Genomic DNA, 24,777 nt, shown 5'->3' with positions numbered 1-24,777 from the left:
GATGTGCGCCCCGGAACGGGCCGCTGACGGTGGTCGAGGCCGCGTCGGTGACCGGGTGCACCGTCGACGTGGCCGACGGCGCGGCACTGGGTTCGGCGCGGCCGCGCACGGACGGCCGGCACACCAGCTCATCGGCCTGCTCACGGACCTGTCCTGAGCGGGTGGCCGGCCTCACCCGCCGGAGTTCCGGCCGGTGCCCGCCGTGCCCGCGGGTGCTCAGCGGCCGAAGGCGGCGGCGTTGTCGCGCGCCCAGCCGGCGAAGGTGAGCGCGGGCCGGCCCAGCAGGTCTGCCACGGTCCCGGTCGTCGGGCCGGGACGCTCGCGGTAGTCGGCCAGGGAGCCGAGCAGGCGGGCGGGGACCTCTTCGGGCAGTCCCTGCGCGAGCATGCCGTGGCGCACCTGCTCGGGCGGGAGCTCCTGAAACGACAGTTCCCGCCCGATGGCGGCGCCGATGAGCCGTACCTTCTCCTCCTGGTCGAGGGACTCCGGCCCGGTCAGGGTGTACACGGACTCCGCCGGGGTGGTGCCGCGGAGAGCCCGGACGGCGACCGTGGCGATGTCGGTCTCGTGGATCGGCGAGCTGGCGGCCCGTGCGTACGCGCCGCGCACCACGTCGCCCGCCTTGATCTGCGGCGCCCAAGCCAGCGCGTTGGCGGCGAAGTCGGCCAGGCGCAGGACCGTCCACTCCAGACCGGAGCGGGTGACGAGGTCCTCGGCGGCCTGGAACTGGGCGGCGAAGCGGGCTTCCCCCGCGGGATACGCCACGGTGGTGGCCGACAGGAGCACCGCGCGCCGCACCCCCTGCTTGACGGCCAGCTTCAGCAGCTCGTCGAGGCCGGGGCCGGTGGCGCGCGGGCTGATCTGCACGGCTTCGACTCCCGCCAGCGCCGCCTCGATCCACTGTGGACGGAACAGGTCACCCCGGACGACCTGCACGTTTTCGGGTTGCGGGGCCTCGTCGAGCCCGCGGGTGACGGCGGTGACGGGAATGCCCTCTTGCACGAGCAGTTCCCGCACCCGGCGTCCCACGACGCCGTTGGCTCCGGTGAGCAGGATCATGGTGATCGTCCCCTTCTTGAGCGAGGTCAGACGGTGATCGCGGCCGGTGCTTCGGCCGCGACGGTGTGCCGGCGCCGCATCGGGGCCATTTTGGTCGGGTGGGTGATGCTCCACGCCGCGGTCTTGCAGATGAATTCCTTGAGGCGGGCGGCCGCCTTGCCGGTGAGGGCGGACGGCTTCGCCTGGTCGTCCGGGGTCACCCACTGCACGAGGGCGTCGTGACGGCCGAGGCTGATGCACTGGCCGGTGTAGCCGATCTTGTTCTCCGGGAGCGGGCGGCCGGTCAGGCGGGCGGCGATGGCGTCGGCCGCCAAGTGGGCCGAGGGAACTCCCGAGGCGCAGGACATCCGCAGCGGCGAGCCGCTCGCGCCCCGGGCGAACGCGGCGTCGCCGACGGCGTAGACGTCGGCGTGCGAGACGGACCGCATCGTGTCGTCGACGACGATCTGCCCCGTCGCGGAAACCTCCAGCGTGGTCGCCGCGGCGATGGGGTGGACGGCGAACCCGGCCGTCCAGACGGTCACCTGGGCCGGGATCGTGCGGCCGTCGGCGGTGATCGCGGCCGACGGCTCGACCTCGGCGACGGCGGTGTTTTCGTGCACGGTGATGCCCAGCCGGTCGAACGTCTTCCGCAGGTGGCTCTGCCCCTTCTCGCTCAGCCAGTCACCGAGGCCGGCGCGGGCGACGAGGGCGACGTCGAGGTCCGGGCGGGCCTCGGCGATTTCGGTGACGGCTTCGATGCTGGTGAGGCCGCCGCCGACGACGAGCACGGTGCCGCCCGCGGCGAGCTCGGCCAGCCGCGCCCGCAGCCGCAGCGCGGCCTGCTTGCCGGCGATGTGGTGGGCGTGCTCGGCGACGCCCGGAACGCCGCCGTCGGCGGCAGTGCTGCCGAGGGCGTAGACGAGGGTGTCGTAGGCGATCTCGTCGCCGGCGGCGAGGGCGACGGTCTTGCGTTCGGCGTCGACGGCGCTGACCTGCGCGATCCGCACCTGCACCCCCGTGCCGGCGAAGACCTCGGCCAGCGGGCGGGGCTTCAGGTCCTGTCCGGTCGCCAGCTGGTGCATGCGGACGCGCTCGACGAACTCGGGGTCGGCGTTGACGAGGGTGATCTCGGTGTCGGCGAGGTGCAGCCGCTTGGCGAGCCGGCCGGCGGCGTTGGCTCCGGCGTACCCGGCCCCGAGGACGACGATGCGGTGCTTCATGGTTTTGCTCCTGTCCGGTCGGTGTGTGCTTCCTGAACCGGACGGCGGCGCGAAACCTGACAACTGCGGGATGTGACCTGAGTCACCAGGTTTCGAGGAGCGGTTCCCCGTGCTCGGAGGTGTCCCACACCCGCGCCGCGCGCTCGAGCTTCCCGGGGTTCACCTGGGCGTGGACGGCCGCGATGCCGTCGGTGGTCACGTCCAGCGTGACGATCCCGGCAATCCGGTCGTCGACCACCAGCACCAGCGCGGGTACGCCGTTGACCACCGAGGAGTACAGGACGGGCCGCCCGCCGATCAGCGCCCACTTGGCGTCGCTCGGCTTGAACAGCCCGCTCAGGAACCGCGCCACCCGCAGCACACCGGTGACCGGCCGCGGCAGCGAGAAGAGCACGCCGCCACCGTCGCCGATACTGACGGCGTCGTCGGCCAGCAGCTTGACGAGCGAGTCGGTCCGCCCGCTGAGGGCCGCGGCGAGGAACTCCTCGACGATCCTGCGGGCGGCGGCCGCGTCGACCTCGACCCGGCGCCGGTCGGCGGCCAGGTGCTGCTTGGCCCGCCGGTAGATCTGCTGGCAGTTCGGCTCGGTGAGGTCGAGCACCTCGGCGATCTCCCCGTGCGAGTACCCGAACGCCTCGCGCAGCACGTACACGACGCGTTCCTTCGCCGACAGCCGCTCCATCAGCGTGAGCATCGCGATCGAGACCGATTCACGCTGCTCGACCGTGTCGGACGGACCGAGCATCCGGTCCCCGGCGAAGACCGGCTCGGGCAGCCACTGGCCCACGTAGGTCTCCCGCCGGGCCCGCGCCGAGGTGAGCCGGTTGAGGCAGAGGTTGGTGAGCACCTTCGTCAGCCACGCCTCGGGCGTCTCGATCAGCTCGCGGTCGGCGGACTGCCAGCGCAGGAACGTGTCCTGCACGGCGTCTTCGGCGTCGTTCGCCGACCCCAGCAGGCGGTAGGCGATGGCCTCCAGCCGCGCCCGCGCCCCTTCGAACACCTCGACCTCGTGCACCCCGACCGGCATGCCCCCAGTCAACCATTCCCGCGGCCGGCGGTGATCCGTTTTGGGCAACACACCGCACGACGCCCGGCCGGAGCCGGTGCACCCGGGCCGGCCCGGGGTGAGCTCTGCCGCGGCCGGTCGTGAGGGGAAAGGCGGGTGCTACCCCGCCGGGAGGCGCCGGTCTTCGCGGGCTCGGCGGGCCGCGATGCGGGCGTCCGCCCGGGCCTGGCAGAGCGCGACCGCGAGCCGGGTCAGCACCACCAGGACCGCCACTGCCGCCACGACCACCTGCGCTCCGGTGCCCATCCGGCCGCTCCTTCCCGGCTCGCGCCTGTTCCCCTCATGACACCACTCCGGCCCCCGCCGGCACCGGCCCGGCGGACCCGGGCAGGGAAATCCCTCACGACCACGACCGGCCGTCCGCCGTTCGAGGAACCTTCTCCCCGATTCGGTGTCTTTTCGCCCGCGAACCGCCGCCGGGGGCCGAAACTGGGCGTCCGTGATCCCCGGATGATCGGGAGCAGAGCATGAGCACCGCCGTCGTCGTCGGGGGCGGCCCCAACGGGCTCGCCGCCGCCGTGGCCCTGGCCCGCGCGGGCGTCGAGGTCACCGTGCTGGAGGCCGCCGGCCGGATCGGCGGGGGTGCCCGGTCGACCGAGGCGATCCGGCCCGGCCTGCTGCACGACGACTGCTCGGCGTTCCACCCGATGGCCGTCGGCTCGGCCTTCCTCGCGGAGCTGGGCCTGGACCGGTACGGCCTGTCCTGGGCGTGGCCGGAGATCGACTGCGCGCACCCGCTCGACGGCGGCGACGCGGCCCTGCTGCACCGGTCCGTCGCCGACACCGAAGCCGCGCTCGGCTCCGACGGCGCGCGCTGGCGGCGCGCGTTCGGACGGCCGTCGGCGCGGTTCGACGCGCTGGCCGAAGACATCATGGGCCCGCTGCTGCGGTTCCCGAAGCACCCCCTGACGCTGGCGCGGTTCGGCCTGCCCGCCGTCCTGCCCGGCGCGGTCTTCGCGCGGCTGTTCGCCACCGAGCGGGCGCGGGCGCTGTTCGGCGGGATCGCCGCGCACGCCTTCCGGCCCCTGCACCACCCGATGACCTCGGCCATCGGCCTCGGCATCATCGCCGCCGGGCACCGGCACGGCTGGCCGGTGGCGGTCGGCGGGTCCGGCTCGATCACCACCGCGCTGGCGAAGCTGCTGGCCGACCTCGGCGGCCGGATCGAGACCGGCGTGCGCGTCACCTCGGCCACGCAGCTCCCGCCCGCCGACGTGACGCTGTTCGACCTCACGCCCGGCGCGGTCGCGGACATCCTCGGCGACCGCCTGCCCCCGCGGATCGCCCGCGCCTACCGCCGGTACCGGCACGGGCCGGGCGCGTTCAAGGTCGACTTCGCCGTGGAAGGCGGTGTGCCGTGGGCCAACGCGGACGTCCGCCGGGCCGGCACCGTCCACTTGGGAGGAACGTACGCCGAACTCGCCGCGGGCGAGCGCGAGATCCACGCCGGACGGCTGCCGGCACGCCCGTTCGTGCTGGCCGGGCAGCAGTACCTGGCCGACCCCGGCCGGTCGGCGGGCCCCATCCATCCCTTGTGGACCTACGCCCACGTGCCGCACGGCTATCCGGGCGACGCCACCGAAGCCATCGTCGAACAGATCGAACGGTTCGCGCCCGGCTTCCGGGACCGGATCGTGGGCACGGCGGTCCGCTCGGCCACCCAGCTGGCGGTGTACAACCCCAACTACGTGGGCGGCGACGTCATCACCGGCGCGACGACCGTCCGCCAGCTCGTGTTCGGGCCGCGGATCACGCTCTCGCCCTACGACGTCGGCGTTCCGGGCATGTACCTGTGCTCGGCGGCCACCCCGCCCGGCGCGGGTGCGCACGGCATGTGCGGGGCGAACGCCGCCGCGCGGGCACTGCGCCACCTCCACCGCACCCGGCGAGGCTGACCGCGAGCGATCCGCGTTCCACCCGCGAGGTTTCCGGAGATCGCCGATGGTCACCGGGTACCGAAGGGAAATACGCTTCTCCCATGGCCGCGCCCGGTGGGGACACCCGGGCGTCCGGCCCTACGGCCGGGCCCGCGCGCCCGCGCGCCCCCAGGGCGGGTGCGCGGGCCCGGCATCCAGCGCAGGCACCTTCTCCATGGCAGCCGCGAAGATCGCGCCGAAGTGAGCCGCGGGCGTGACCCGCTTTCCTCCCGATGACGCGCAAAGGCGCGGACACGTCCGCGGACCGGCCCAAAGTCGCGAAACGCCGAGCGCCCCAAGGTGGCCTTCGGTGCGTTCAACGCACCGAAGGCCACCTTGGGTGCGTTGAACGCAACCAAGGCCACATTGGGGCGCTCGGGTCCCCGCAAACGCATCCCAGCGCCCCGGCTCAGACTCCGGCGAGACCTGAGCGGTAGGCGCAGATCGCCGCCACCGTGCGGTTCGGCACGTTCAGCTTCCGCAGGATGCTCAGCACGTGGCTGCGCACCGTCGTCACCGAAATCCCGAGTGCGTCGGCGATCTCCTGGTTGGCGCTGCCCGAAGCCAGCAGCAGCAGCACCTCCAGCTCGCGTTCGGTCAGCAGCTCGCGCAGGTGCCGGGCCCGGGGCCCGCGCGGGTTCCGGACCACGGTCTCGGCCAGCGCGGCCAGGTACCTCGGCGGTGCGAACCAGTGGCCCGAAGCCACCCCGCGGATGGCCGTGACGAGCTCTTCGGCGGGGCTGGAGGTGAGGACCACCCCCGTCACGCCCCGCGCGAAGAGCCCGACGACGTGGTCCTCGGCCGGGTTCGCCGTCACCGCGAGGATCCCGCCGACGGCGACCGTGCCGAACCGCTCCGCGAGCAGGGGCAGTTCCGGGGTCGCCGCGTCGACGATCCCCACCGCCCGGCCGGCGGCACTCGCCCGGGTGCACAGCTGGTCCCGGTCCACCACCAGCTCCACCGCGGCGATCTCCGGCGCGTTGGCCCGGAGCCAGCGGATGTTGTCCGCCGGGACGCTGAAGGAACCCGTCACGAGCACCGTGACGCCGTCGCCGCCCGTCATCGTCAGGCCAGCGGGTGGGGGTTCGAAAGGAAGAGCATCATCGGCTCCTCCGACTCGTCGTAGCCCGCCGACGTCGCGATCAGGAACTGCACGCGCTTGGCCTCCGGGTGGTGGGGCACCTGGTGGGTCGCGTAGTTCAGCAGGGTCAGGTACGGCACGGAGACCTGGACGTCCTCCTTGCGGTCCTTGAGGTCCGGCTGCATCTGGATCAGCCCCGACACCGCGTCGGTGACGACCTTCTCCGCCCGGCGGCCCGGGTACCAGAAGAAGTGCTGCCACCGGCGCTCCTCGACCTGGCAGAACTCCTTCCACGGCGTGACCTCGCCTTCGGGCAGCTCGTCGCGGATCAGCAGGTGGTAGTCGTGCATGCCGGGCCGCGGCGCGAAGAACCGCCAGTCCGGGATGAGGGAGCCGGTCGGGTCCCACTGGCGGATCTTGTCGAACTTGCGGGTGGGGTCCTGGCTGAGGGTGGTCGCGACCAGCCAGCTGCCGAGGACGCCGTAGAGGGCGTACCGGGCGCTGATCGCGGCGAGGGTGCGGGTCGAGGTGCTCACGGCTGGTCTCCCGGTGGTTCGAATTCGACGGGTTTGACGGCCCGGCCCGTGCGGGCCGCGTCGACGACTTCGAGCACGGCCGCGGTCACGCCCACGGCGGAGCCGGCCGAGCACAACATCCCGAGGTGGGTCGCCCCGGGCAGGGTCTGCTGCACCGACACCTCGGACATCGACGCCAGCTCGCGCTGGAGTTCGCCGTGCACCGGGTCGGCCTTTTCCGTTTCCTCCGCGGTCACGACGAACAGCGGGGTGCCCGCGGCGAAGGTGGTCGAACGGATCTCGTCGACGACGTGCTCGAGCCACGCGTCGATCTCCGCGTCCGAGGTGCGCCAGTTGCGGGTGCTCATCATGCGCGCGACGGTCGTGTTCAGCTCCCGTTCCTCGAGCCCGGCGAGCTGGCTGCCGCGGTCGACCTTGCGCAGCCGGTTGCGGCCGAAGCGGGCCCAGAACAGGCTGCTCCGCACGCTCGCCCTCATCAGCGGCAGGCCGAGGCGCTGCCGGGCCGAGCGTTCGAGCTGCTCGGGGTGGGCCGCGTCGACCAGCACCACGCCCGCGACCCGGTCCGGGTGGCGCTGGGCGTAGGCCCGCAGCAGCATGCCGCCGTAGGAGTGGCCGACCAGGACGAGCGGGCCGCGGACGTCGAGCACGTCCAGGAGCCGCTCGAACTCGCCGCAGATCCGTTCGGCGGTCCGCGGCCGCTCGCCGGGTTCGCTCCAGCCGATGCCGGCGCGGTCGTAGGAGATCGTCGGGACGGACTCCGCGACCGCCGCCTGCACCCGGCTCCACATCTCCAGCGGCGAGGACAGGCCGCTTTCGAACACCACCGTGGGGCCGGCCGCCGGCGCGCCCATGCGGCGCACGTGCACCTTCCGGCCGTCGACGTCGACGAGCTCGCCGAGCCCGGGCAGCTCCCGGTCGTCCTGGCGGGTCCGCACGGTCTGGTAGACGGCGCCGGCCGCGAACGGCACGGCGGTCAGCACCCCGGCGGCCGCGGACAGGCCGCACTTCAACGCCAGCCGGTTCATGAGTTCCTCCCTGCGGTGAGCACGGTGGCTTCGGGCAGCAGCTGCGTGGCCACCAGGCGCCGGTACAGGTCGTCGGCCGCCAGCAGCGACTGGTGGTCGCCGATCGCCCGGACCCGCCCGCCGTCGAGCACGACGATCCGGTCGGCTTCGACCACAGTGGACAGCCGGTGCGCGACCGCGACGACCGCGCGGTCCCGCGACACCTCGGCCACGGCCTTGCGGAGGGCGAGCTCGGCTTCGGCGTCCAGCTGCGAAGTGGCTTCGTCCAGCAGCAGCACCTCGGGTTCGAGCAACAGCATCCGGGCGATCGCGATCCGCTGCCGCTGGCCGCCGGAGATCGCCGCGCCCGACTCGCCGACCCTGGTCTCGAGCCCGTCTTCGAGGCCGTCCACCCACTCGGCGAGGTGGGCCAGCTCGACGGCGTGCCGGAGCTGCGCTTCGGTCGCGTCCGGATTGGCGTAGAGCAGGTTCTCCCGGATCGTGCCGTCGAGGACCGGGGCGTCCTGTTCCACGTAGCCGATCCGGCCGCGCAGGGTCTCCAGGTCCACCGACCCCAGGTCGACACCGCCGAGCCGGATCCGGCCGTTCCCCGGTCGCCACAGTCCCGCGGCGAGCGAGAACAAGGTGGTCTTGCCGGTGCCCGAGGGTCCGACGACCGCCGTCAGCCCCCGCTCGAGCGCGGCGAACGACACGTTGTCCAGCACGGGCTTGCCGTCGGCGTACCCGAACGAAACGGACTCGTACTCCAGCACCGAGGAGGCGAAGACCGGGGCCGCGGCCGTCGGCTCCACGCGCTCGTCCGGCAGGTCGAGCAGGCTCTCCACCCGCTGTCCCGCGGCCACGCCCAGCTGGATCTGGGCGAAGCTGGTGAACAGCGTGATGAGCGGCGTCAGCATGTAGAACAGGTAGAGCAGGTAGGAGGCGAACCCGGCGGTGTCGAGTGCGCCACTGGCGATCCGGGCCGCGCCGAGGGTGAAGACGACGGCGAACGAACCGTGGATGCCGAGGTTGACCAGCGGTGTCATCGCGGCCTGGAGCCGCACCGCGCGCATGTCGGCGCTGGTGGCGTCCGCGGCGTGCGTCAGCACCAGTTCGGCTTCGCGGTCCTCGGCGCGGCTGACCTTCACCGTGCCGATCGCGATCAGCGCCCGCTGGAGCGCGGCGCCGAAGCGGCCGACGGCCTCGCGGTTCGCCGCCATCGCCTTGCGCACCCGGCGGGCGACGAAGACGCTGCCGACCGCGGCGAAGGTGAGGCAGCCGACCGTCACCAGGGTGAGCAGCGGGTCGATGAAGGTCATGAAGGCGACCCCGCCGACGACGAGCACCAGGCTCGCGGCGATGTTCATCATGCCCATCATCAGCGACCCGTGCAGCAGGTCGGTGTCGGCGACCGCGCCGACGAACAGATCACCGCGCTGGCGTTCCCGGTGGGCCTTGATCGGGGCGCGCAGCAGCCGGTGCACGACCGAGCGCCGGGTCTCGAGGACCATCATCGCGCCGCAGCGGCCGAGCAGGTACATCTCGATCACGCGGAGCACGATGTCGCCGAGGAACAGCGAGATGAGCAGGACGAGGGTGCTCGCCGCGAGCGTGCGGCTGGTGAGCGCACCGACGACGTCGCCGACGACCATCGGCTGGATCAGCGACACGACGGCGCTGGCCAGCCCGACGATCCCGGCGACGCCCAGCGGGCTCCGGTAAGGAGCCAGCAGGCGCAGGACGGTCCGGGTACCGGACCTCTTCTTCTCTGTGGACACGCCGATTCCCTACTGTCCGGCCGTGATGCGCTTGGACAAGTGCTTGGAGTGGTGGACGACGCTCGGGTAGGTGGCGCTGAAGGCCCAGAGGAACCGGTTGAGGCCCATGAAGGCGGCGTTGCCGGCGTGGAAGGAGACGCCGGTGCCGAGCAGCCCGGCGGCGATCGGCTTCGGCGCCACCAGCACGAGCGGGAAGAGCATTTCGCCCACCCACACGCCCCAGCCGCCGAGACGGGCCAGCCACGGGTACTTCTTCAGCACCTCCCCGACCTGTTTCTGGCCGTAGGTCTTGGTGCGGAAGATGCCCTGCATCGCGCTCCCGTCGCGCCAGTACGGCGAAATCGCCTTGGCGGCCCCGGCCGCGAAGTAGGAGACCACCGACTGCCCGGCGATGAAGGCGGTGCAGGCCTTGCGCGCCTTTTCGTCGTTCGGGAAGAACTTGCTGGCCGCCACCGCGACGCACACGACGAGGTTGACGTGGTCCGACCCGTCCGCGCCGTAGTTGCTCCGCAGTTGCATCAGGACGTTCGAGACGGCGAGGAACGTCATCGCCGCGGCCTTGGTCTGCCGGTTGGTGCCCGGCAGCGCGACCAGCGTCGAAGCGGTCAGCCGCAACGAGGTCAGCACCTGGATGCCCGGGCTGGTGAAGATCTTGTCGAAGATCTCGCCGGTCTTGCCCCTGGCCATCCGCTTCGACCGGGTCCGCCCGATCCGCCAGCTGATCAGGCCGTCGTCATCGACGTCCTTCGGCCGCACCAGTGATTCCAGCGAACTGAGGATGATGCCCGTCGAAATGAGGATCTCGGTCTCGCGCAGCGCCTTGTCGACGCCGAGCATCCCGCCACCCGGGATGACTTCCGCCTGTGCCATGCGTCGCTCCGTTGTCGTTCGATACGCCCCGACCGATGACGTTCACCGGCGGCGAGACCGTTTTCACACGCCCCGATCGGCCTCGTCAATGCGGTGGATGCGCTGTTCCGTGAAACACGGAAGCCGCCTCCGCCGAAGTGATGACCTTGGACCGGGACGCACTTCGCCGCCGGGGCGCGCGGCTAACGTGGCGACGGTCATGGACACGTTTCTGCGCGCCGATCGGCGCTACCCGCTCACCCCGCACGTTCTCCCGAACGGCCTGCGGGTGCTCGTCGCGCCCGGCCACGACGCCGAGGTCGTCGCCGTCACGGTCGTCTACGACGTCGGCAGCCGTTCGGAACCACGGGGCTTCAGCGGTTTCGCGCACCTCTTCGAGCACCTGATGTTCCAGGGTTCGGCGAACCTGCCGCGCGGGGCGCACGCGCACTACGTCCAGAGCTGCGGCGGCGTCTTCAACGGCACCACCCACCTGGACTACACCGAGTACTTCCAGGTGCTTCCGGCGTCCGGGCTGGAGCACGCGGTGTTCCTCGAAGCCGACCGCATGCGGGCGCCGGCGCTCACCGCGTCGAGCCTGGCCAACCAGATCGACGTGGTGGCCGAGGAGATCACGGGAGCGATCATCTCGCGGGCGTACGGCGGGTTCCCGTGGCTGCAGCTGGCGCCGCTGGTGTTCGGCACCTTCGAGAACGCGCACAACGGTTACGGCGCCATCGACGAGCTGCGCACCGCGACGACGGACCAGGCGCAGGCGTTCTTCGAGCGGTACTATGCGCCGGGCAACGCCGTCCTGTGCCTGGCGGGCGACGTCTCCGCCGAGCGCGGGATCGACCTCGCCGAGCGGTACTTTTCGGACATCGCGGCCCGTCCGGTCCCGCCGCGGCCGGTCATCGCCGAACCGGACCTCACGGCCGAGCGCCGTGATTCCTATGTGGACACGTTGGCGCCGCTGCCGGCCTTCGCGTCGGCGTGGCGCGTCCCGGATCCCGCGGCCAACCTGCGCGGCTACCTCGCGCACCTGGTGCTGTGCCTGCTGCTCACCGACAACGCGCTGGGCAGGCTGACGTGCCGGCTGGTGCGGCGCGACCGCTGGGTGTCCTCAGTGGACTGCTCGCTCGGGCTCACCGGCGAGGTGTTCGGCGTCCGCGACCCGACGTGCCTGGTCCTGACCGCCGCCCCGGCGCCGGACGGGCCGGGCATCGACGCGATCCTGAAGGCCGTCGACGAGGAGACCGAGCGGCTCGCCGTCGACGGGCCGGAGCCGGCCGAGCTCACCGCGGCGACCCGGACGCTCAGCGCCCAGCTGGTCCGCACGCTCGACGGCCTGGCCGGGCGCGCCAGGCACCTCGCGGTGTTCGCGTTGCAGCACGGCAGCGCGGACGTGATCAACGAGCTGGGCCCGCTCAGCCGGGCGGTGACCGCGGCCGACGTCCGAGCCGCCGCGGCCGCACTGCGCCCCGAGCGGCGCGCCACGGTCGAACTGCGGCCGGGAGCCGCGCGGTGACCACCGCGCCCCCACCCCTCACACCAAGCCACCCCGGCCGCCCCGCGCCAACACCGGAGCTTTCACGTGAAAGCTCCGCCCAGGTGGGCACTTTCACGTGAAAGTGCCCACCTGGGCGGAGTGCGGCCGGCCACCACCCGACCTCCAGCCAGGAGCCACCCGATGACCGCTTTCGACCTGCTCGACGTCCCGGCCCCCGGCCCCCTGCGCGTCCCCGTCGTGCACGAACGCACCCTGCCGAACGGCCTCCGCGTCCTGGCCACCCGCCGGGCGAGCACGCCGCTCGCCGAGGCGTGCCTCAGCATTCCGTTCGCGCACGCCGATGCCGCGGCCGCGGTGCTGCTCGCCGGTGCGCTGGCCGACGAAACCCGCACCCAGGACCGCGTGCGGGCGATGGGCGGCGGCCTGTCCGCGGCGGTCGACGCCGACCGGCTGCGGATCGCCGGCAGCGTCCTCGCCGACCAGCTGCCCGCGTTCCTCACGCTGCTGGGGGAAATCGTCACCGACCCGGCCTACCCGGACGGCGACTTCGCGCTCACCGTCGAACACGCCGTCCAGGCCACGATCGCCGTCCTCGCGAGCCCGGCCCAGCACGTCGCCGAGGCGCTCAACACCCGGATGTTCGGCGACCACCCCTACGGCAGGCCCGCACCCCGGCCCGGGGAGTTCACCCGGACCGGCCGGGACGTCGTCGAAGCACTGCACGCCGAGCGGGTCGTCCCCACCGGAGCCTGCCTGGTGCTGGCCGGCGACTTCGAGCCCGGCGCGGCACTCGACGAGGTGGAACGCGCGCTCGGCGGCTGGCGGCCGGGACGCCGGGTCCGCATGCAACGGCCCGGTCCGTGGACGCCCGGCCGGTCGGTGGTCGACGAACCGGGTGTCCCGCAGTCGCTGCTGCGGATGGCGCTGCCCGTGCCCCGCTACGACGCGCCGGACTACCCCGCGCTGGCGCTGGCCGCCATGGTGTTCGGCGGCTACTTCTCGTCCCGGCTCGTGCAGAACATCCGTGAGGACAAGGGGTTCTCCTACGCACCGCGCAGTTCGCTGCTGCACGTCGACGAAGCGCACCTCGCGACGGTGTCGCTGGACGTGGTCACGGCGAACACGGCAGCGGCAGCCGGCGAGGTCGTCGCCGAGCTGGCGGGGATGGCGGACCGGCCGGTGACCGCGGCGGAGCTGGACCGCGCCCGCCGCTACTCCGTCGGCACCCTGCGGCTGCGGCTGGCGACGCTGACCGGGCTCGCCGCGACGCTGGGCGACCTCGACCTGCACGGGCTGCCGGTCTCGTGGCTCGGCGGGCACGACGCCCGGCTCGCGGCGGTGACCCCGGAGGAGGTGACGGCGGCGGCGCGCAGGTACCTGGCTCCGGACAACGCGGTCACCGTCCTGCTGTGCGACGAAGAGCGCGTGACCCCGGCTCAGGGCAGCTCGCGCACCCAGTCGTCGTTGTAGACCGAATCCAGGTACCCGTCCCCGAGGTCCGGGGCGATCGCCACGGCGACGACGTCCTCGCCCGGCCGGTTCCGGGCCAGCCAGCGGCGGGCGCCGCCGACGACCGTCCCGGTGGAGCCGCCGAAGACGAACCCGTGCGCGGCGAGCTCGCGGCACGCCGCCACGGTCTCGCGCTCACCGACGACGACCACGTCGTCCACAACGGACTCGTCGAGCTGCGCGGGCCGGATTCCGGTGCCGAGGCCCGGGATCTTCCGCACGCCCGGCGGGCCGCCGAAGGTGACCGACCCCTCGACGTCGACGGCGATCACCTCGGCGCGGTGCCCCCGGTCACGGAGGTAGCGGGCGCAGCCCATGAGGGTCCCGGTGGTCCCGGCTCCGACGAAGAGGATTTCGAGGCCGGGGAACGCGGCCAGGATCTCCGGGCCGGTCCGGCGGTAGTGCGCGCCCCAGTTGTCCGGGCTGCTGTACTGGTTGAGCCACACCGTGCCGGGTTCGGCGGCGCAGAGCGCCCGGACGTGCTCGATGCGGGCCGCGAGGAAGCCGCCGTCCGCCTTGGGCTCGGTGACCACGTGCACCTGCGCGCCCAGCGCCTGCATCAGCCGGCGGCTGGACGGCGTGCAGTGGGCGTCGGTGACGCAGACGAACCGGTAGCCGCGGCTGGCCGCGAGCATGCTCAGCGCCACGCCCAGGTTTCCCGACGAGGACTCCACGATCGTCATCCCCGGCCGCAGCACCCCGCGCCGCTCGGCGCCCTCGACCATCTCGGTCGCCGCTTTCAGCTTGATCGAGCGCGCGAAGTTGAAACCCTCGCACTTCAGGAACAGCGGGACGCCGACGCTGCCGCGCAGATCGACGTAGAGGTCGCTGCTGTTGAACTCGTGGGGAGAACCGATGACGGTCACCCGGCCAACGTTTCACGCCGGCCGCTGCCGCGTAATCCGCAGGACGGCGACGTGCCTTTCGGGAATCGTGGGTTCCGGCGCAACCGCGCGAAAGCTCCCCCGGTGGTGGCCGGGGGAGCTTTCGGGCGGGACCGCCCGGCTGGTGGTGATGCCCTTCACGGCCCGCGCCCGCCAGGCGGTGGTCAGCGGCGGGCCACCCGCCTCGCCCGGCCGCGGGACCGCGCCGACACCAGAACGTCGTCCTCCGGTTCCGCGGTCACCGGGGACAGGTGGGCCGCCAGCTCCCGCAGGCTCGGCCGGGCGAAGAGGTCCAGCACGGTGATCGGCCGGTCCAGTTCGGCCGCGAGCTCGCGGTGGGCCCGCACCAGCGTCAGCGACGTCGCGCCCAGCTCGAAGAACGTCCGCAGCGGGTCCAGTTCCCCGGCCGGGACGCCGAGCAGCTCGCCGAGCACCCGCGCGATCCGCTGCTCCACGGCCGGGTCCGCGCCGCGGCCTGCTCGTGGCCGCGGGACGCCGCGGTCCGCGGCGACCGGTTCGCGCGCCAGGCCCAGTGCCGCCAGGCCGCTCGGGTCGGGTTCGTCCCACGCGGTCGCGCCGGCCGCCGCGACGAACGCGGCGAACAGCGCGTCGAGGTAGCCGTCCGGGAAGGCGGCGTCGACCGCGTCCCAGTTGATCCGCAGCGCGCCCCCGGCCTCGAAGACCTGGCAGTCCAGCACGACGTGCGGGGTCTGGCTGATCGCGTATTCCGTGCGGCCGAAGCGGGACAGCAGCCGCGACGCGTCGGCGGGGGCGCCGTCCGCGGTGCGCGTGCTGCCGAGACCGCTGGAAAACACCACCGGGAGCAGCACCTGCCTGCCGCGCCGCGCGGTGAGTTCGCGCAGCACCTCGTTGCCGTGCACGTGCGCGTGGTCGAGGTCGGCGAGCAACCGCTGTTGCACGGCCCGGGCGCGATCGGCGTGGCTGCCCGCGACGCGGTCGACGTCCAGCAGCACGGTCGAGGTGTAGTCGCCGATCACCCCCGCGTGCCCGGCGGGCCGGTCGAACGACGTCACGACGAGGGTGAACCGGTCCCCGCCACCGCCGGCCCGCAGGGTGTCGGCGAGCGCGGCGAGCACGAGCCCGGTCGGCGTGACACCGTGGCGGCGTGCGTTGGCGCACAGGGCTTTCCAGCGGTCCGCGGGGATTTCCGCGTGCCGCCTCGTGAACCGGACCTTGCCCGCGCCCGGGGCCCGGACGGGCAGGGCGGGGCCGTCCGCCATCCGCGCGGCCGCGCGCCGCCAGTACTCCCGCGACCGTTCCGGGACGTCCTGGCGACCGGTGACCCACTGGCCGAAGGTGACGCGCGGCGGCGCGGGCAGGCGGGCGGGGTCGTGGTAGGCGGTGACGAGCTCGTCGGCGAGGATGACCGCGCTCTGCGCGTCGCAGAAGAGCAGGTCGAGTCCGAAGTGGACTCGCCAGGTCCGGTCGTCGAGCCGGCCGGCGGCGAGGTGCAGCATCGGGCCGCGCGCCGGATCGAGCACCCGGTGCGAACGCTCGGCGCGGATCCGCGCGGCTTCGTCCGGACGGCCGCGCAGGTCGAACACCTCGACCTCGCACGGCGGCGGGGCGTCGGAGACGTCTTGGAGCGTGTCCGGCGTGATCGTCGCGCGGAGCATCGGGTGGCGGGCGATCACCGTGCGCAGGGCCGTGGCGAGCCTCGCGGGGTCGAGGTCGAGGACGTCGACCTCGGTGTAGTAGTGCGGTGCGACGGCGTCGCCGAGCCAGGTGTCGGCCCGGCCCACCAGGTAGGCGAGCTGCATTTCGGTGAGCGGGAAGGGACCGGTGGGGCCGCCGGTGCCGCCGGTGCGCAGCCGGACTTCGACCAGGCCGCGGCCACCGGCCGGAACGGATTCCTCGACGCGGTAGCCGGTGTGGCCGGCCCAGTCGTGCAGGTCGCGCAGCCACCGGCCGGCATCGGCGAGCGCATCGGCGAGGGGCCGGTCGTCGGGACGTTCGAGCCGCATGGCCAGGACGAGCCCACCGGGATCGGGCAGGCCGGCGGCCGGAGGTGCCTGCGGTGCGGAGCAGGCGCGGACGAGGTCCGCGATGGAGACGTGGGCGACGAGCTCGGTGAAGGAGGGCCGGGTCCCGGTGCGGTCTTCGATGGCGTTGGCCAGCCGCACGACGTCGAGCGAGCTGGCCCCGGCGGCGATGAGGTCGAGGCCGAAGTCGACGTCGCCGAGGATGCTGCGGACGAGGTCGGCGACGGAACCGTCGGTCGTCGCGGGCGCCGCTGCGGCAGTTCGTGGTGCGGCAGCGGGAATCGAGGCGGCCGGAGCCGCGGCTCGGTGCGCCACCGCGGGCTCCGGCGCGGGTTCCGCCACCGCGGTCCCCCGCCGGAACGGGTTCGGCAACGCCTTGTGGTCCACCTTCCCGTTGTCCGTCACCGGCATTTCCGCCAGCAGCACGAACCGCGTCGGCACCAGGTACTCCGGCACCACCGCCGCCAGCCGCGCCGCCAGGTCCCGTTCCGTGCACGCCTCGGCCGGCACCACGTACCCCACCAGGCGCGGCCGCCCGTCCGGGCCCGGCACCGCCGCCGCCACGGCCTGGCGGACCGAGGGCAGCCGGTCCAGGGCCGATTCGATATCGCCCAGCTCGATGCGGTGGCCGCGGATCTTGACCTGGCGGTCCGTCCGGCCCAGGAACTGGATCGTCCCGTCGGGCCGCCAGCGTCCGAGGTCGCCCGTCCGGTACAGCCGCTCACCCAGCCGCGGGTGCACCGCGAACCGCTCGGCCGTCTGCTCGGGGTCACCGAAGTACCCGCGGGCGACGCCCGCCCCCGCGATGAACAGCTCCCCCGGTTCGCCCACCGGACAGGGCCGGCCGTCGTCGTCCAGCACGAAGAATCCCTGGCCGCGCAGCGGCCGGCCGTACGGGATGCTCGGCCACGCCGGGTCGACCTCCCCGATCGGGTGGGTGATCGACCAGATCGACGCCTCCGTCGCCCCGCCCAGGCTCATCACCCGCGCCCCCGGCGCCAGCGCCCGCAGCCGGTCCGGCAGGCTCACCGGGATCCAGTCGCCGGACAGCATCACCAGCCGCAGCGACCCGAGGCTCGCGGCCGGGTCGGACTCGGCGTACTCGACGACCATCTCCAGCAACGCCGGCGCCGTGTTCCACACCGTCACGCCGTGCGCGGCGATCAGCTCGCACCAGTGCTGCGGATCGCGCTGCCGCGCGTGGTCCGGCAGCACCATCGCCCCGCCCGCGCCGAGGACGCCGAAGATGTCGTACACCGACAGGTCGAAGCTCAACGCCGACAACGCGAGCACGCGGTCCGCCGCGGTGATCGCGAACCGGTCGGTGACGTCGTCGATGGTCGTCCGCGCCTGCCGGTGTTCGATCGCCACGCCCTTGGGCACCCCCGTCGAGCCCGAGGTGAAGATGACGTAGGCGAGGTCGTCCGGAGCAGCGGCGGGCAACGGGCCGCCGGTAGCACCGTCCACAGTGGTCACGGTGTCCACAGTGGTCACACCGGGCGGAAGCGGGACGTCCGCCGCGGCGACCGCGTGGGTGATCCCGGCCCGCGCGCACACCGCGGCGATCCGGGCCGCCGGCCACGCCGGGTCCACCGGGACGTACCCCGCGCCGCACCGCAGCACCGCGAGCACCGCGACGATCTGCTCGGCCGACTTCGGCAACGCGACCAGCACGAGCTCCCCGGCCGACACCCCCGCGGCCGCCAGCGTCCCGGCCAGCGCCGACGCCCGGGCGGCCAGGACGCCGTGTGACAGCACCTCCCCGGCCGCGAGCACCGCGGGCGCCTCCGGCGTGCGGTCCGCGGCGAGCCGCAGCGGCGCGTCCAGCAGCGGCCCGCAGTCCCCGAACGGTGACACGTCGAGGGGCTCGGGTGCGGCGAACGTCGGGTCCCAGCCCAGGTCGGCGGTGGTCCAGGCCGCGTCGTCCTCGGCGAGCCGGGTCAGCAGCGTGTACTCGGCGTCGGCCAGGCCGTCGAGGTAGCCCTCCCCGAACGCGGCGTCGACGGCGTCCCAGACGAGCCGGACGGCGCCGTCCTCTTCCCAGACGAGGTGGTCGAGCAGCACCTGCGGCGTCTGCGAAACCCCGAACACCTCCTCGCCGAGCCAGCCGGCCGGGGCGGTGCCATCACCGATGCCGATCCCGGAGGTGAACACCACCGGGTAGGCGTGGCCGAGCTCGCGCCGCACCTCGACGCCGGTGTACGAACAGTGGTCGATCGCTTCCCACAGCGTCTCGTTCGCCGTCCTGGCGTAGTCCACGAAGGACGTCGGTGCGGGCATCGCGACCAGCGCGGTGGTGGTGAAGTCACCGACCAGCTCGCGCGCGTTCGCGGGCCGGTCGAACAGGGTCGCGTTGAGCGCGAACGGCTCGGTCGCGCCCCACCGGTGCAGCACCAGCCCGAACGCGGCGAGCAGCACCGACGTCGAGCTCAGGCCGCGCGCGGCGGCCCGCTCGCGCAGCTTCGCCCACTGATCGGCGTCGAGGCGGCACTGGCGGCGGCGGAACCGCGGCACGGCGTCGCCGTCCACCGGCAGCCGGGGCCCCGCGGGCAGCGCGCGGCCGGCCCAGTAGGCGCGGTCGCGCTCGCGCCGCGCCCGGTACGCGGGATCGGTCTCGCGGTGGCGCACGATGTCGAGGAACGCCGACGGCGGCGCGGGCAGCGCGAAGCCCGGGTCGGCGACCAGCCGTCCCCACTGGGACATCAGCAGCTGCCAGCTGGCGAAGTCGAGGATCAGCACGTCGAAGCCGACGAACACCCGCATGCCGCCGCCGGGCAGCAGGGCCGCCCGGACGTCGAACAGCGGCCATTCGTGCGGGGCGCGGACCTGGTGGGAAAGGCGCTGACGCAGTTCCGCGAGTACCCCTTCGGCTTCTTCGGTGCGCATTTCGCGCAAATCCGTGCACTCGATGCGCACCGGCGGAACTTCGGCGCTCTCCCGTTGGAAACCGTCGCGGCCGATCGTCGTCCGCAGCATCGGGTGGTGGGCGACCAGCCGGGCGAGCGCCGATTCCAACGCGGCCACGTCCGTGGTCGGCCGGTCGTATTCGTGGTACCAGAACGTGGCGACGCCGCCGAGCGCGAAGTCGTCCCCGCGGCCGGTCCAGTACGCACCCTGAACCGGCGTCAGCGCCACGGGTTCTCCCGGTTCGACGGCGACCACCGGCGTGGTGTCCGGCAGTGCCGCAGGACCGGCTTCACCGAGGAATTCGAGTACGCGAAATGCCGGATTTTCTCCGAGGAACGCGGTCAGCGGCACTTCGGTTCCGCATTTTGCGGCCAAGGCGCGGCGCAGTTTCAGCGCTCCGAGGGATTCCACGCCGAGTTCGGCGAACCTCAGCGCGAGGTCGACTTCACCGGGCGGCACCCCGATGAGGTCGGCGACACATTCACGCAGCCACGCGGCCCCGGCCGTGGGATCGTGTTTCACACGCTCCTCAAAAGACACAGACGCTCCTCGCATTCACGGACACCACTCACGCGAGCGGCCGCTTCACCCTTGTCGACAACGATAACCATTGTCAACTACGCTGCGCGAGAGTGACCAAGCCCATCGGAAGGACGGGACACCCGGAAGTGACACCCTTGCGCGCCCTGCTCGCTCCGGTCCGTGTCCGGCTCCTCGCCGGCCTGGCGTGCCAGGCCGGCGCCGCGATCGCCGGGATGACCCCGTTCGCCGCCGTTGCCGAGCTGTGCCGCCGTCTCCTCGCCGGTACGCCGATGACCGCGCTGTGGCCCCTGGTGGCCGTCGCGCTCGTGGCCCTGCCGGTCCGTGCGCTCCTGCTGGTGACCGCCTCGACACTGACCCACCTGGCCGACAACGACCTGCAGCTGTCGCTGCGGCGCCGGCTGGCCCGGCACCTGACCCGGCTGCCGCTGGGCTGGTTCGCCGCGCACGACTCCGGCCGCGTCAAGCGCGCGGTCTCCGACGACGTCGGCGCGCTGCACCACCTCGTCGCGCACGCACTGCTGGACCTGACCACGGCGGTGGTCGCCCCCCTGGCCGCCGCGGCGTACCTGGCCACGCTCGACCCGCTGCTCTCGCTCGTCACCGTCGTGCCGCTCGCCGTGGGCCTGCTGCTGCACCGGAAGGCGATGCGGGACGTCCAGGCCCGCATGCGCGAGTACCAGGCGGCCACGGCCGCGCTCGGCTCCGCCGTCGTCGAGTTCTTCGACGGCATCGCCGAGGTCAAGGCCTTCGGCCAGACCGGCCGCGCGCACCGGCGGTTCACCGAGGCGGCCGAGCGCTACGGCGAGTTCGTCGCGGGCTGGGCCCGCTCGGTGACGCCCGCGATGGCGTGGAGCCAGTTCGCGATGTCCCCGGCGGTCGCCCTGTGCGTCCTGCTGCTCGCCGGGACAATGCTCTCCCCCGCCGACACGATCCCGTTCGTGCTCGTCGGCGCCGGGCTGTCCGGGCCGCTGCTCGCGGTGGGCTACGGCGTCCAGGACACCCGCGCCGGGCAGGCGGCCGCCGCGGACATCGCCGGGCTGCTCGCCACCGCCGAACAGCGGAGCTCCGGCTCGGCCACCGTGGCGGGCGCCCGGCTGGAATTCGCCTCGGTGCACTTCTCCTACGACGGCGAAACCGAGGTGCTGCACGGCATCGACCTGACGCTGGAGCCCGGCACGGTGACCGCGCTCGTCGGCCCGTCCGGCTCCGGCAAGTCCACGGTGGCCGCCCTCGCCGCGCGCTTCCACGACGTCACCGGCGGCGCGATCCGGCTGGGTGGTGCCGACCTGCGCGATCTGCCGGCGGCGCAGCTCTACCGGCAGATCGGCTTCGTGCTGCAGGACGTGCGGGTGCTGCGGACCAGCGTGGCGGACAACCTCCGGCTCGGCCGTCCGGAGGCACCGCTCGAAGACGTCCACGCCGCCGCCCGCGCGGCCCGGATCCACGAGCGGCTGCTCGCGCTCCCCCGCGGCTACGACACGGTCCTCGGCGAAGAGGCCACCCTCTCGACCGGCGAAGCGCAGCGGTTGTCGATCGCGCGGGCCCTGCTGGCCGACACGCCGGTGCTGATCCTCGACGAGGCGACGGCGTCGGTGGACCCGGAGTCCGAGGCCGCGATCCAGGAAGCGCTGTCCGAACTGGTCGCCGGCCGGACGACGCTGGTGATCGCGCACCGCCTCGCCACGGTGACCGACGTGGACCAGATCGTGGTGCTGAAGCAGGGCCGGATCACCGAACGCGGGACGCACGGCGAGCTCGTCGCGGCCGGCGGCGGCTACGCCCGGATGTGGGCGTGCGCGGCATGATCCGCCGGCTGATCGCCCTGCTCGGCCCCGGCCGCGCACGGCCGCTGAACCGCGCCGCGGCCCTGCTCGCCGTCGCCGCCGCGCTCCAGGGCGCCGTCTTCGCCTTCCTGCTGCCGATCCTCCGCGCGCCGGACGACGCGTGGCCGTGGCTGACGGCGGTGGTGGCGGCGACCGCGGTGTGCGGCCTCGTCCACCACCGCGGCGTCGTCACGGCCCGGCACACCGGGTACACGCTCTCGGCCCACCTGCACCGCCGGATCGGCGACCACGTCGTCACGCTGCCGCTCGGCTGGTTCACCCCGGCCAGGGCCGGCTCGCTGGGCCGCGTGGCGACGCAGAACGTCATGAGTGTCATGGGGGTGCCCGCGCACCTGCTCGACCCGCTGATCGGCGCGGTCGTGACGCCCGCGGCCGCGGCGGTCGCGCTCTGCGCCGTCGACTGGCGGACCGGCCTCGCCGCACTGGCCACCGCGCCCTTCGCCGTGGCGGCCTGCCGGTGGTCGGGACGGCTGGTGCGCCGCACCGACGAAGCCGCGGACGCCGCCGCGGGCGAGGCCGCCGCCCGGATCGTCGAATTCGCGCGCAACCAGCCGCTGCTGCGGGCCTTCGGCCTGAGCGGCCCCGGGCTGCGCCTGCTCGACGACGCGCTCGTCGCCCACCGGAACGCGGCCCGCCGGATGCTGAAGACCGCGCTGCCGGGCCTGGCCGTGTTCGTGGTGACGGTGCAGGCCGCGTTCACCGCCCTCGTGCTCGTCGCGGTCGCACGGGCACTGGGCGGGGAAGTCGACGTGGCGACCACGGTGGTCGCGCTCGTGCTGGCCGTCCGCTTCACCGAACCGATGCTCGTGGCCGCCGAGCTCGGCGCCGCCGTCCGGATGGCCGGCGGCGCGCTGGACCGCATCGAGCGCGTGCTGGCCGAACCGCGGCTACCGGAACCCGAGGCACCGCACCCGTTCGGTGCGCCGTCGATCGAGTTCGCCGGGGTGCGGTTCGGCTACGGCGGCCCGCCGGTGCTCCGGGACGTCAGCTTCACCGTGCCGCCGGGCACGATGACGGCACTGGTCGGGACATCGGGCGCCGGCAAGAGCACGATCCTGCGGCTGGTACCGCGGTTCTCCGACGTCGACGGCGGCGCGGTCCGGGTCGGCGGGGCCGACGTCCGCGACCAGCGCAGTGCGGACCTGCTGCGGCGGATTTCCCTGGTCTCCCAGGACACCTACCTCTTCGCCGGGACGGTCGCCGACAACATCCGGTTCGGCAGGCCGGATGCCACCGACCGGGAAGTGCGCTCGGCCGCCGAACGCGCGGGCCTCGGCGACCTCGTCGCGCGGGACTGCGTCGGCGAGGGCGGCAGGCAGCTCTCCGGCGGGGAACGGCAGCGGGTCTCGATCGCGCGCGCCCTGCTGAAGGACGCGCCGATCGTCCTGCTCGACGAACCGACCGCGGCCCTCGACGCCGCCGCCGAGCGAGCCGTCACCCGGGCGCTGGACGAACTCCGCGGCGAGCGCACGCTGCTGGTCGTCACGCACCGGCCGGCCACCGCGCGGGCCGCCGACCGGATCCTCGTGCTCGACGGCGGCCGGATCGCCGAGCACGGCCACCACGACGAACTGCTGCGGCTCGGCGGCCGGTACGCCGCCTTCCACACGCAACGCGAGTACGCCCGCGGCTGGCGGATCCCCGCCGGCCGGAACACCGAAGGAGACTGAATGTTCGAGGTCCTGGTCGTCGGCGGCGGTCCCGCCGGCCTCAACGCGGCCCAGACGCTGGGGCGCCAGCGGCGCCGGACGCTGCTGGTGGACAGCGGCCGTCCGCGCAACGCGCCCGCGTCCGCCATGCACATGTTCCTGTCCCGGGACGGCTTCCCGCCGTCGGAACTGCGCCGGATCGGCCGCGCGGAGCTCGCGCAGTACCAGACCGTCGAGGTCCGCGACGACCTGATCACGGCGCTGCGCGGCACGGCCGACGACTTCACGGCGGAGTTCGCCGACGGCACGACCGCGCGGGCACGCCGGGTGATCCTGGCGACCGGGCAGGTCGACGCGCTGCCGGAGATCGACGGCGTCACCGAGCTGTTCGGCAAGGGCCTCTACCACTGCCCGTTCTGCCACGGCTTCGAGGCGGCGGAGCGGCCACTGGCGGTGCTGGGCGGGGACTTCTCGCAGTCGATGCTGGCCCTCTACCTCGCGGACCGGTTCGCGAAGGACCTCGTCCTGTGCGCGAACGGGCCGCTCCAGGTGGGGCCCGAACTCCGGGACGCGCTGCTGCGCGCCGGCATCCCGGTGCGGGAGGAACCGGTCGCCCGGCTGGCGGGCGAGGACGGCGACGTCACCATCGAGTTCGCGGCCGGTGAGCCGCTGACGCGCTCGGCGGTGTTCCACCGGCCGGCCCAGCGGCAGCACACGGACCTGGCCGAGGGGCTGGGTTGCGAGCTGCTGCCGGACGGCTGCGTGCGGGTCGACCCGGCGCAGCGGACGACGGTTCCCGGCGTGTACGCCGCCGGTGACACCGCGCGTCAGGCCGAGCTGCCGGGCCCGACGCCGTTCGTGATCACCGGTGCCGCAGACGGTGCGAAGGCGGCGATCTGGCTGGAGCAGGAGCTTTTCCGAGCGGGGACGGACGTCCCCCTCCCGGGTGCCGGGTGAGCCTTCTGGTGGAGGCTCCTCCTCGGCGGCCGAACCTGCCGTCCGCTTCCCGGGGAAAGGGCTTCCGGGACCGGCACCGGCCGCGTTCCCGCTGGTTACCGTCGAGCCGCACCGTCCCTTACCGCAAAGGACTCCTCCCGTGATGAGTGTCATCGAGACCACCGCCACCCAGCAGGTTCCCGCCGACGGCGGGGTGCTGGAGCCGCTGGGCCTGTTCCGCAGCGTGCAGCCGACGAGCTGCGCCACCACCGCCGAGGGCGCCGCGCTGGCCGCACAGCTCGCCCGCATGGCGGGTCTGCACCGCGCCGCGGCCCACTGGGCCGAGCAGGCGGTCGACCTGGTCCGCGGCTTCGGCGGCAACGCGGTGGCCGACACCGGCGTCGCCTGCGCGCCGTCGGGCAGCGTGTCGGTCACCGACCTGATCGAGGCGCGGTCGGCGCACTCCTGACCCGTCCCGCCAGGGCCGCCCGGTTTTCTGCC

The 24,777-nt window shown here is 73.6% G+C and carries 18 protein-coding genes; 7 read left to right on the top strand and 11 right to left on the bottom strand.

The window, feature by feature from the left end:
* Positions 1-216: 216 nt before the first annotated feature.
* The 4 genes from ACLJQE_RS21530 to ACLJQE_RS21515 form a co-directional block, all read right to left on the bottom strand.
* A complete protein-coding gene (locus ACLJQE_RS21530; RefSeq protein ID WP_410641096.1) occupies positions 217-1,059 on the bottom strand; it encodes an NAD(P)H-binding protein in 843 nt (280 codons plus the stop codon).
* Between the two features lie 26 nt (positions 1,060-1,085).
* Entirely contained in the window at positions 1,086-2,261 is a 1,176-nt protein-coding gene (locus ACLJQE_RS21525) for an NAD(P)/FAD-dependent oxidoreductase (protein ID WP_410641095.1), read from the bottom strand.
* An 82-nt stretch (positions 2,262-2,343) separates the two neighbouring features.
* A complete protein-coding gene (locus tag ACLJQE_RS21520) occupies positions 2,344-3,288 on the bottom strand; it encodes an RNA polymerase sigma-70 factor (RefSeq protein WP_410641094.1) in 945 nt (314 codons plus the stop codon).
* A gap of 138 nt (positions 3,289-3,426) precedes the next feature.
* Complete coding sequence (locus ACLJQE_RS21515) at positions 3,427-3,573, bottom strand: hypothetical protein (protein ID WP_410641093.1); 147 nt, start codon at positions 3,571-3,573, stop codon at positions 3,427-3,429.
* 221 nt (positions 3,574-3,794) lie between these two features.
* Here ACLJQE_RS21515 and ACLJQE_RS21510 point away from each other — a divergent pair, with 221 nt between their 5' ends.
* The gene (locus ACLJQE_RS21510; RefSeq protein WP_410641092.1) at positions 3,795-5,222 is read left to right on the top strand and encodes a phytoene desaturase family protein; all 1,428 of its coding nucleotides are present in this window, start codon (positions 3,795-3,797) and stop codon (positions 5,220-5,222) included.
* Between the two features lie 430 nt (positions 5,223-5,652).
* On the opposite strand, the gene ACLJQE_RS21505 is transcribed toward ACLJQE_RS21510, so the two are convergent.
* From ACLJQE_RS21505 to ACLJQE_RS21485, 5 genes are read right to left on the bottom strand one after another with little or no spacing between them, the layout of a single operon-like run.
* The gene (locus tag ACLJQE_RS21505) at positions 5,653-6,306 is read right to left on the bottom strand and encodes a LuxR C-terminal-related transcriptional regulator (RefSeq protein WP_410641091.1); all 654 of its coding nucleotides are present in this window, start codon (positions 6,304-6,306) and stop codon (positions 5,653-5,655) included.
* Between the two features lie 2 nt (positions 6,307-6,308).
* Positions 6,309-6,860 (bottom strand): hypothetical protein, encoded by a 552-nt coding sequence (locus ACLJQE_RS21500; RefSeq protein WP_410641090.1) that lies wholly within the window; start codon positions 6,858-6,860, stop codon positions 6,309-6,311.
* Positions 6,857-7,885 (bottom strand): alpha/beta fold hydrolase, encoded by a 1,029-nt coding sequence (locus ACLJQE_RS21495; RefSeq protein WP_410641089.1) that lies wholly within the window; start codon positions 7,883-7,885, stop codon positions 6,857-6,859. The genes ACLJQE_RS21500 and ACLJQE_RS21495 overlap by 4 nt, the downstream gene beginning before the upstream one ends.
* On the bottom strand, positions 7,882-9,642 hold the full coding sequence (locus ACLJQE_RS21490) for an ABC transporter ATP-binding protein (protein ID WP_410641088.1): 1,761 nt from the start codon (positions 9,640-9,642) through the stop codon (positions 7,882-7,884). The genes ACLJQE_RS21495 and ACLJQE_RS21490 overlap by 4 nt, the downstream gene beginning before the upstream one ends.
* A 9-nt stretch (positions 9,643-9,651) precedes the next feature.
* Positions 9,652-10,512: a hypothetical protein gene (locus tag ACLJQE_RS21485; RefSeq protein ID WP_410641087.1), complete on the bottom strand. Its 861-nt coding sequence runs from the start codon at positions 10,510-10,512 to the stop codon at positions 9,652-9,654.
* Between the two features lie 199 nt (positions 10,513-10,711).
* Here ACLJQE_RS21485 and ACLJQE_RS21480 point away from each other — a divergent pair, with 199 nt between their 5' ends.
* Both ACLJQE_RS21480 and ACLJQE_RS21475 read left to right on the top strand, forming a co-directional pair.
* Positions 10,712-12,019, top strand: coding sequence for a M16 family metallopeptidase (locus ACLJQE_RS21480; protein ID WP_410641086.1), 1,308 nt, complete (start codon positions 10,712-10,714; stop codon positions 12,017-12,019).
* A 162-nt stretch (positions 12,020-12,181) separates the two neighbouring features.
* On the top strand, positions 12,182-13,471 hold the full coding sequence (locus ACLJQE_RS21475; protein WP_410641085.1) for a M16 family metallopeptidase: 1,290 nt from the start codon (positions 12,182-12,184) through the stop codon (positions 13,469-13,471).
* On the opposite strand, the gene sbnA is transcribed toward ACLJQE_RS21475, so the two are convergent.
* Both sbnA and ACLJQE_RS21465 read right to left on the bottom strand, forming a co-directional pair.
* Positions 13,438-14,376 (bottom strand): 2,3-diaminopropionate biosynthesis protein SbnA, encoded by a 939-nt coding sequence (sbnA, locus tag ACLJQE_RS21470; RefSeq protein ID WP_410641084.1) that lies wholly within the window; start codon positions 14,374-14,376, stop codon positions 13,438-13,440. The genes ACLJQE_RS21475 and sbnA overlap by 34 nt on opposite strands.
* A 182-nt stretch (positions 14,377-14,558) precedes the next feature.
* Positions 14,559-19,826: an amino acid adenylation domain-containing protein gene (locus ACLJQE_RS21465; RefSeq protein ID WP_410641083.1), complete on the bottom strand. Its 5,268-nt coding sequence runs from the start codon at positions 19,824-19,826 to the stop codon at positions 14,559-14,561.
* A 146-nt stretch (positions 19,827-19,972) separates the two neighbouring features.
* On the opposite strand from ACLJQE_RS21465, the gene ACLJQE_RS21460 reads away from it, so the two are divergent.
* The 4 genes from ACLJQE_RS21460 to ACLJQE_RS21445 all read left to right on the top strand — a co-directional run bounded on the left by ACLJQE_RS21460 (position 19,973) and on the right by ACLJQE_RS21445 (position 24,745).
* Positions 19,973-21,652: an ABC transporter ATP-binding protein gene (locus tag ACLJQE_RS21460; RefSeq protein ID WP_410641082.1), complete on the top strand. Its 1,680-nt coding sequence runs from the start codon at positions 19,973-19,975 to the stop codon at positions 21,650-21,652.
* Positions 21,649-23,361 (top strand): ABC transporter ATP-binding protein, encoded by a 1,713-nt coding sequence (locus ACLJQE_RS21455; RefSeq protein WP_410641155.1) that lies wholly within the window; start codon positions 21,649-21,651, stop codon positions 23,359-23,361. Before ACLJQE_RS21460 ends, ACLJQE_RS21455 begins: the two co-directional genes overlap by 4 nt.
* Positions 23,362-24,297, top strand: a complete 936-nt coding sequence (locus ACLJQE_RS21450) for an NAD(P)/FAD-dependent oxidoreductase (protein WP_410641081.1) — start codon at positions 23,362-23,364, stop codon at positions 24,295-24,297.
* A gap of 142 nt (positions 24,298-24,439) precedes the next feature.
* Positions 24,440-24,745 (top strand): hypothetical protein, encoded by a 306-nt coding sequence (locus tag ACLJQE_RS21445; protein WP_410641080.1) that lies wholly within the window; start codon positions 24,440-24,442, stop codon positions 24,743-24,745.
* Positions 24,746-24,777: the final 32 nt, after the last annotated feature.

Origin of the sequence: Amycolatopsis sp. lyj-346 (genome assembly GCF_046548975.1) — a bacterium.
Taxonomy (GTDB): Bacteria; Actinomycetota; Actinomycetes; order Mycobacteriales; family Pseudonocardiaceae; genus Amycolatopsis.
This window is presented reverse-complemented; position numbering and strand designations above follow the sequence as displayed.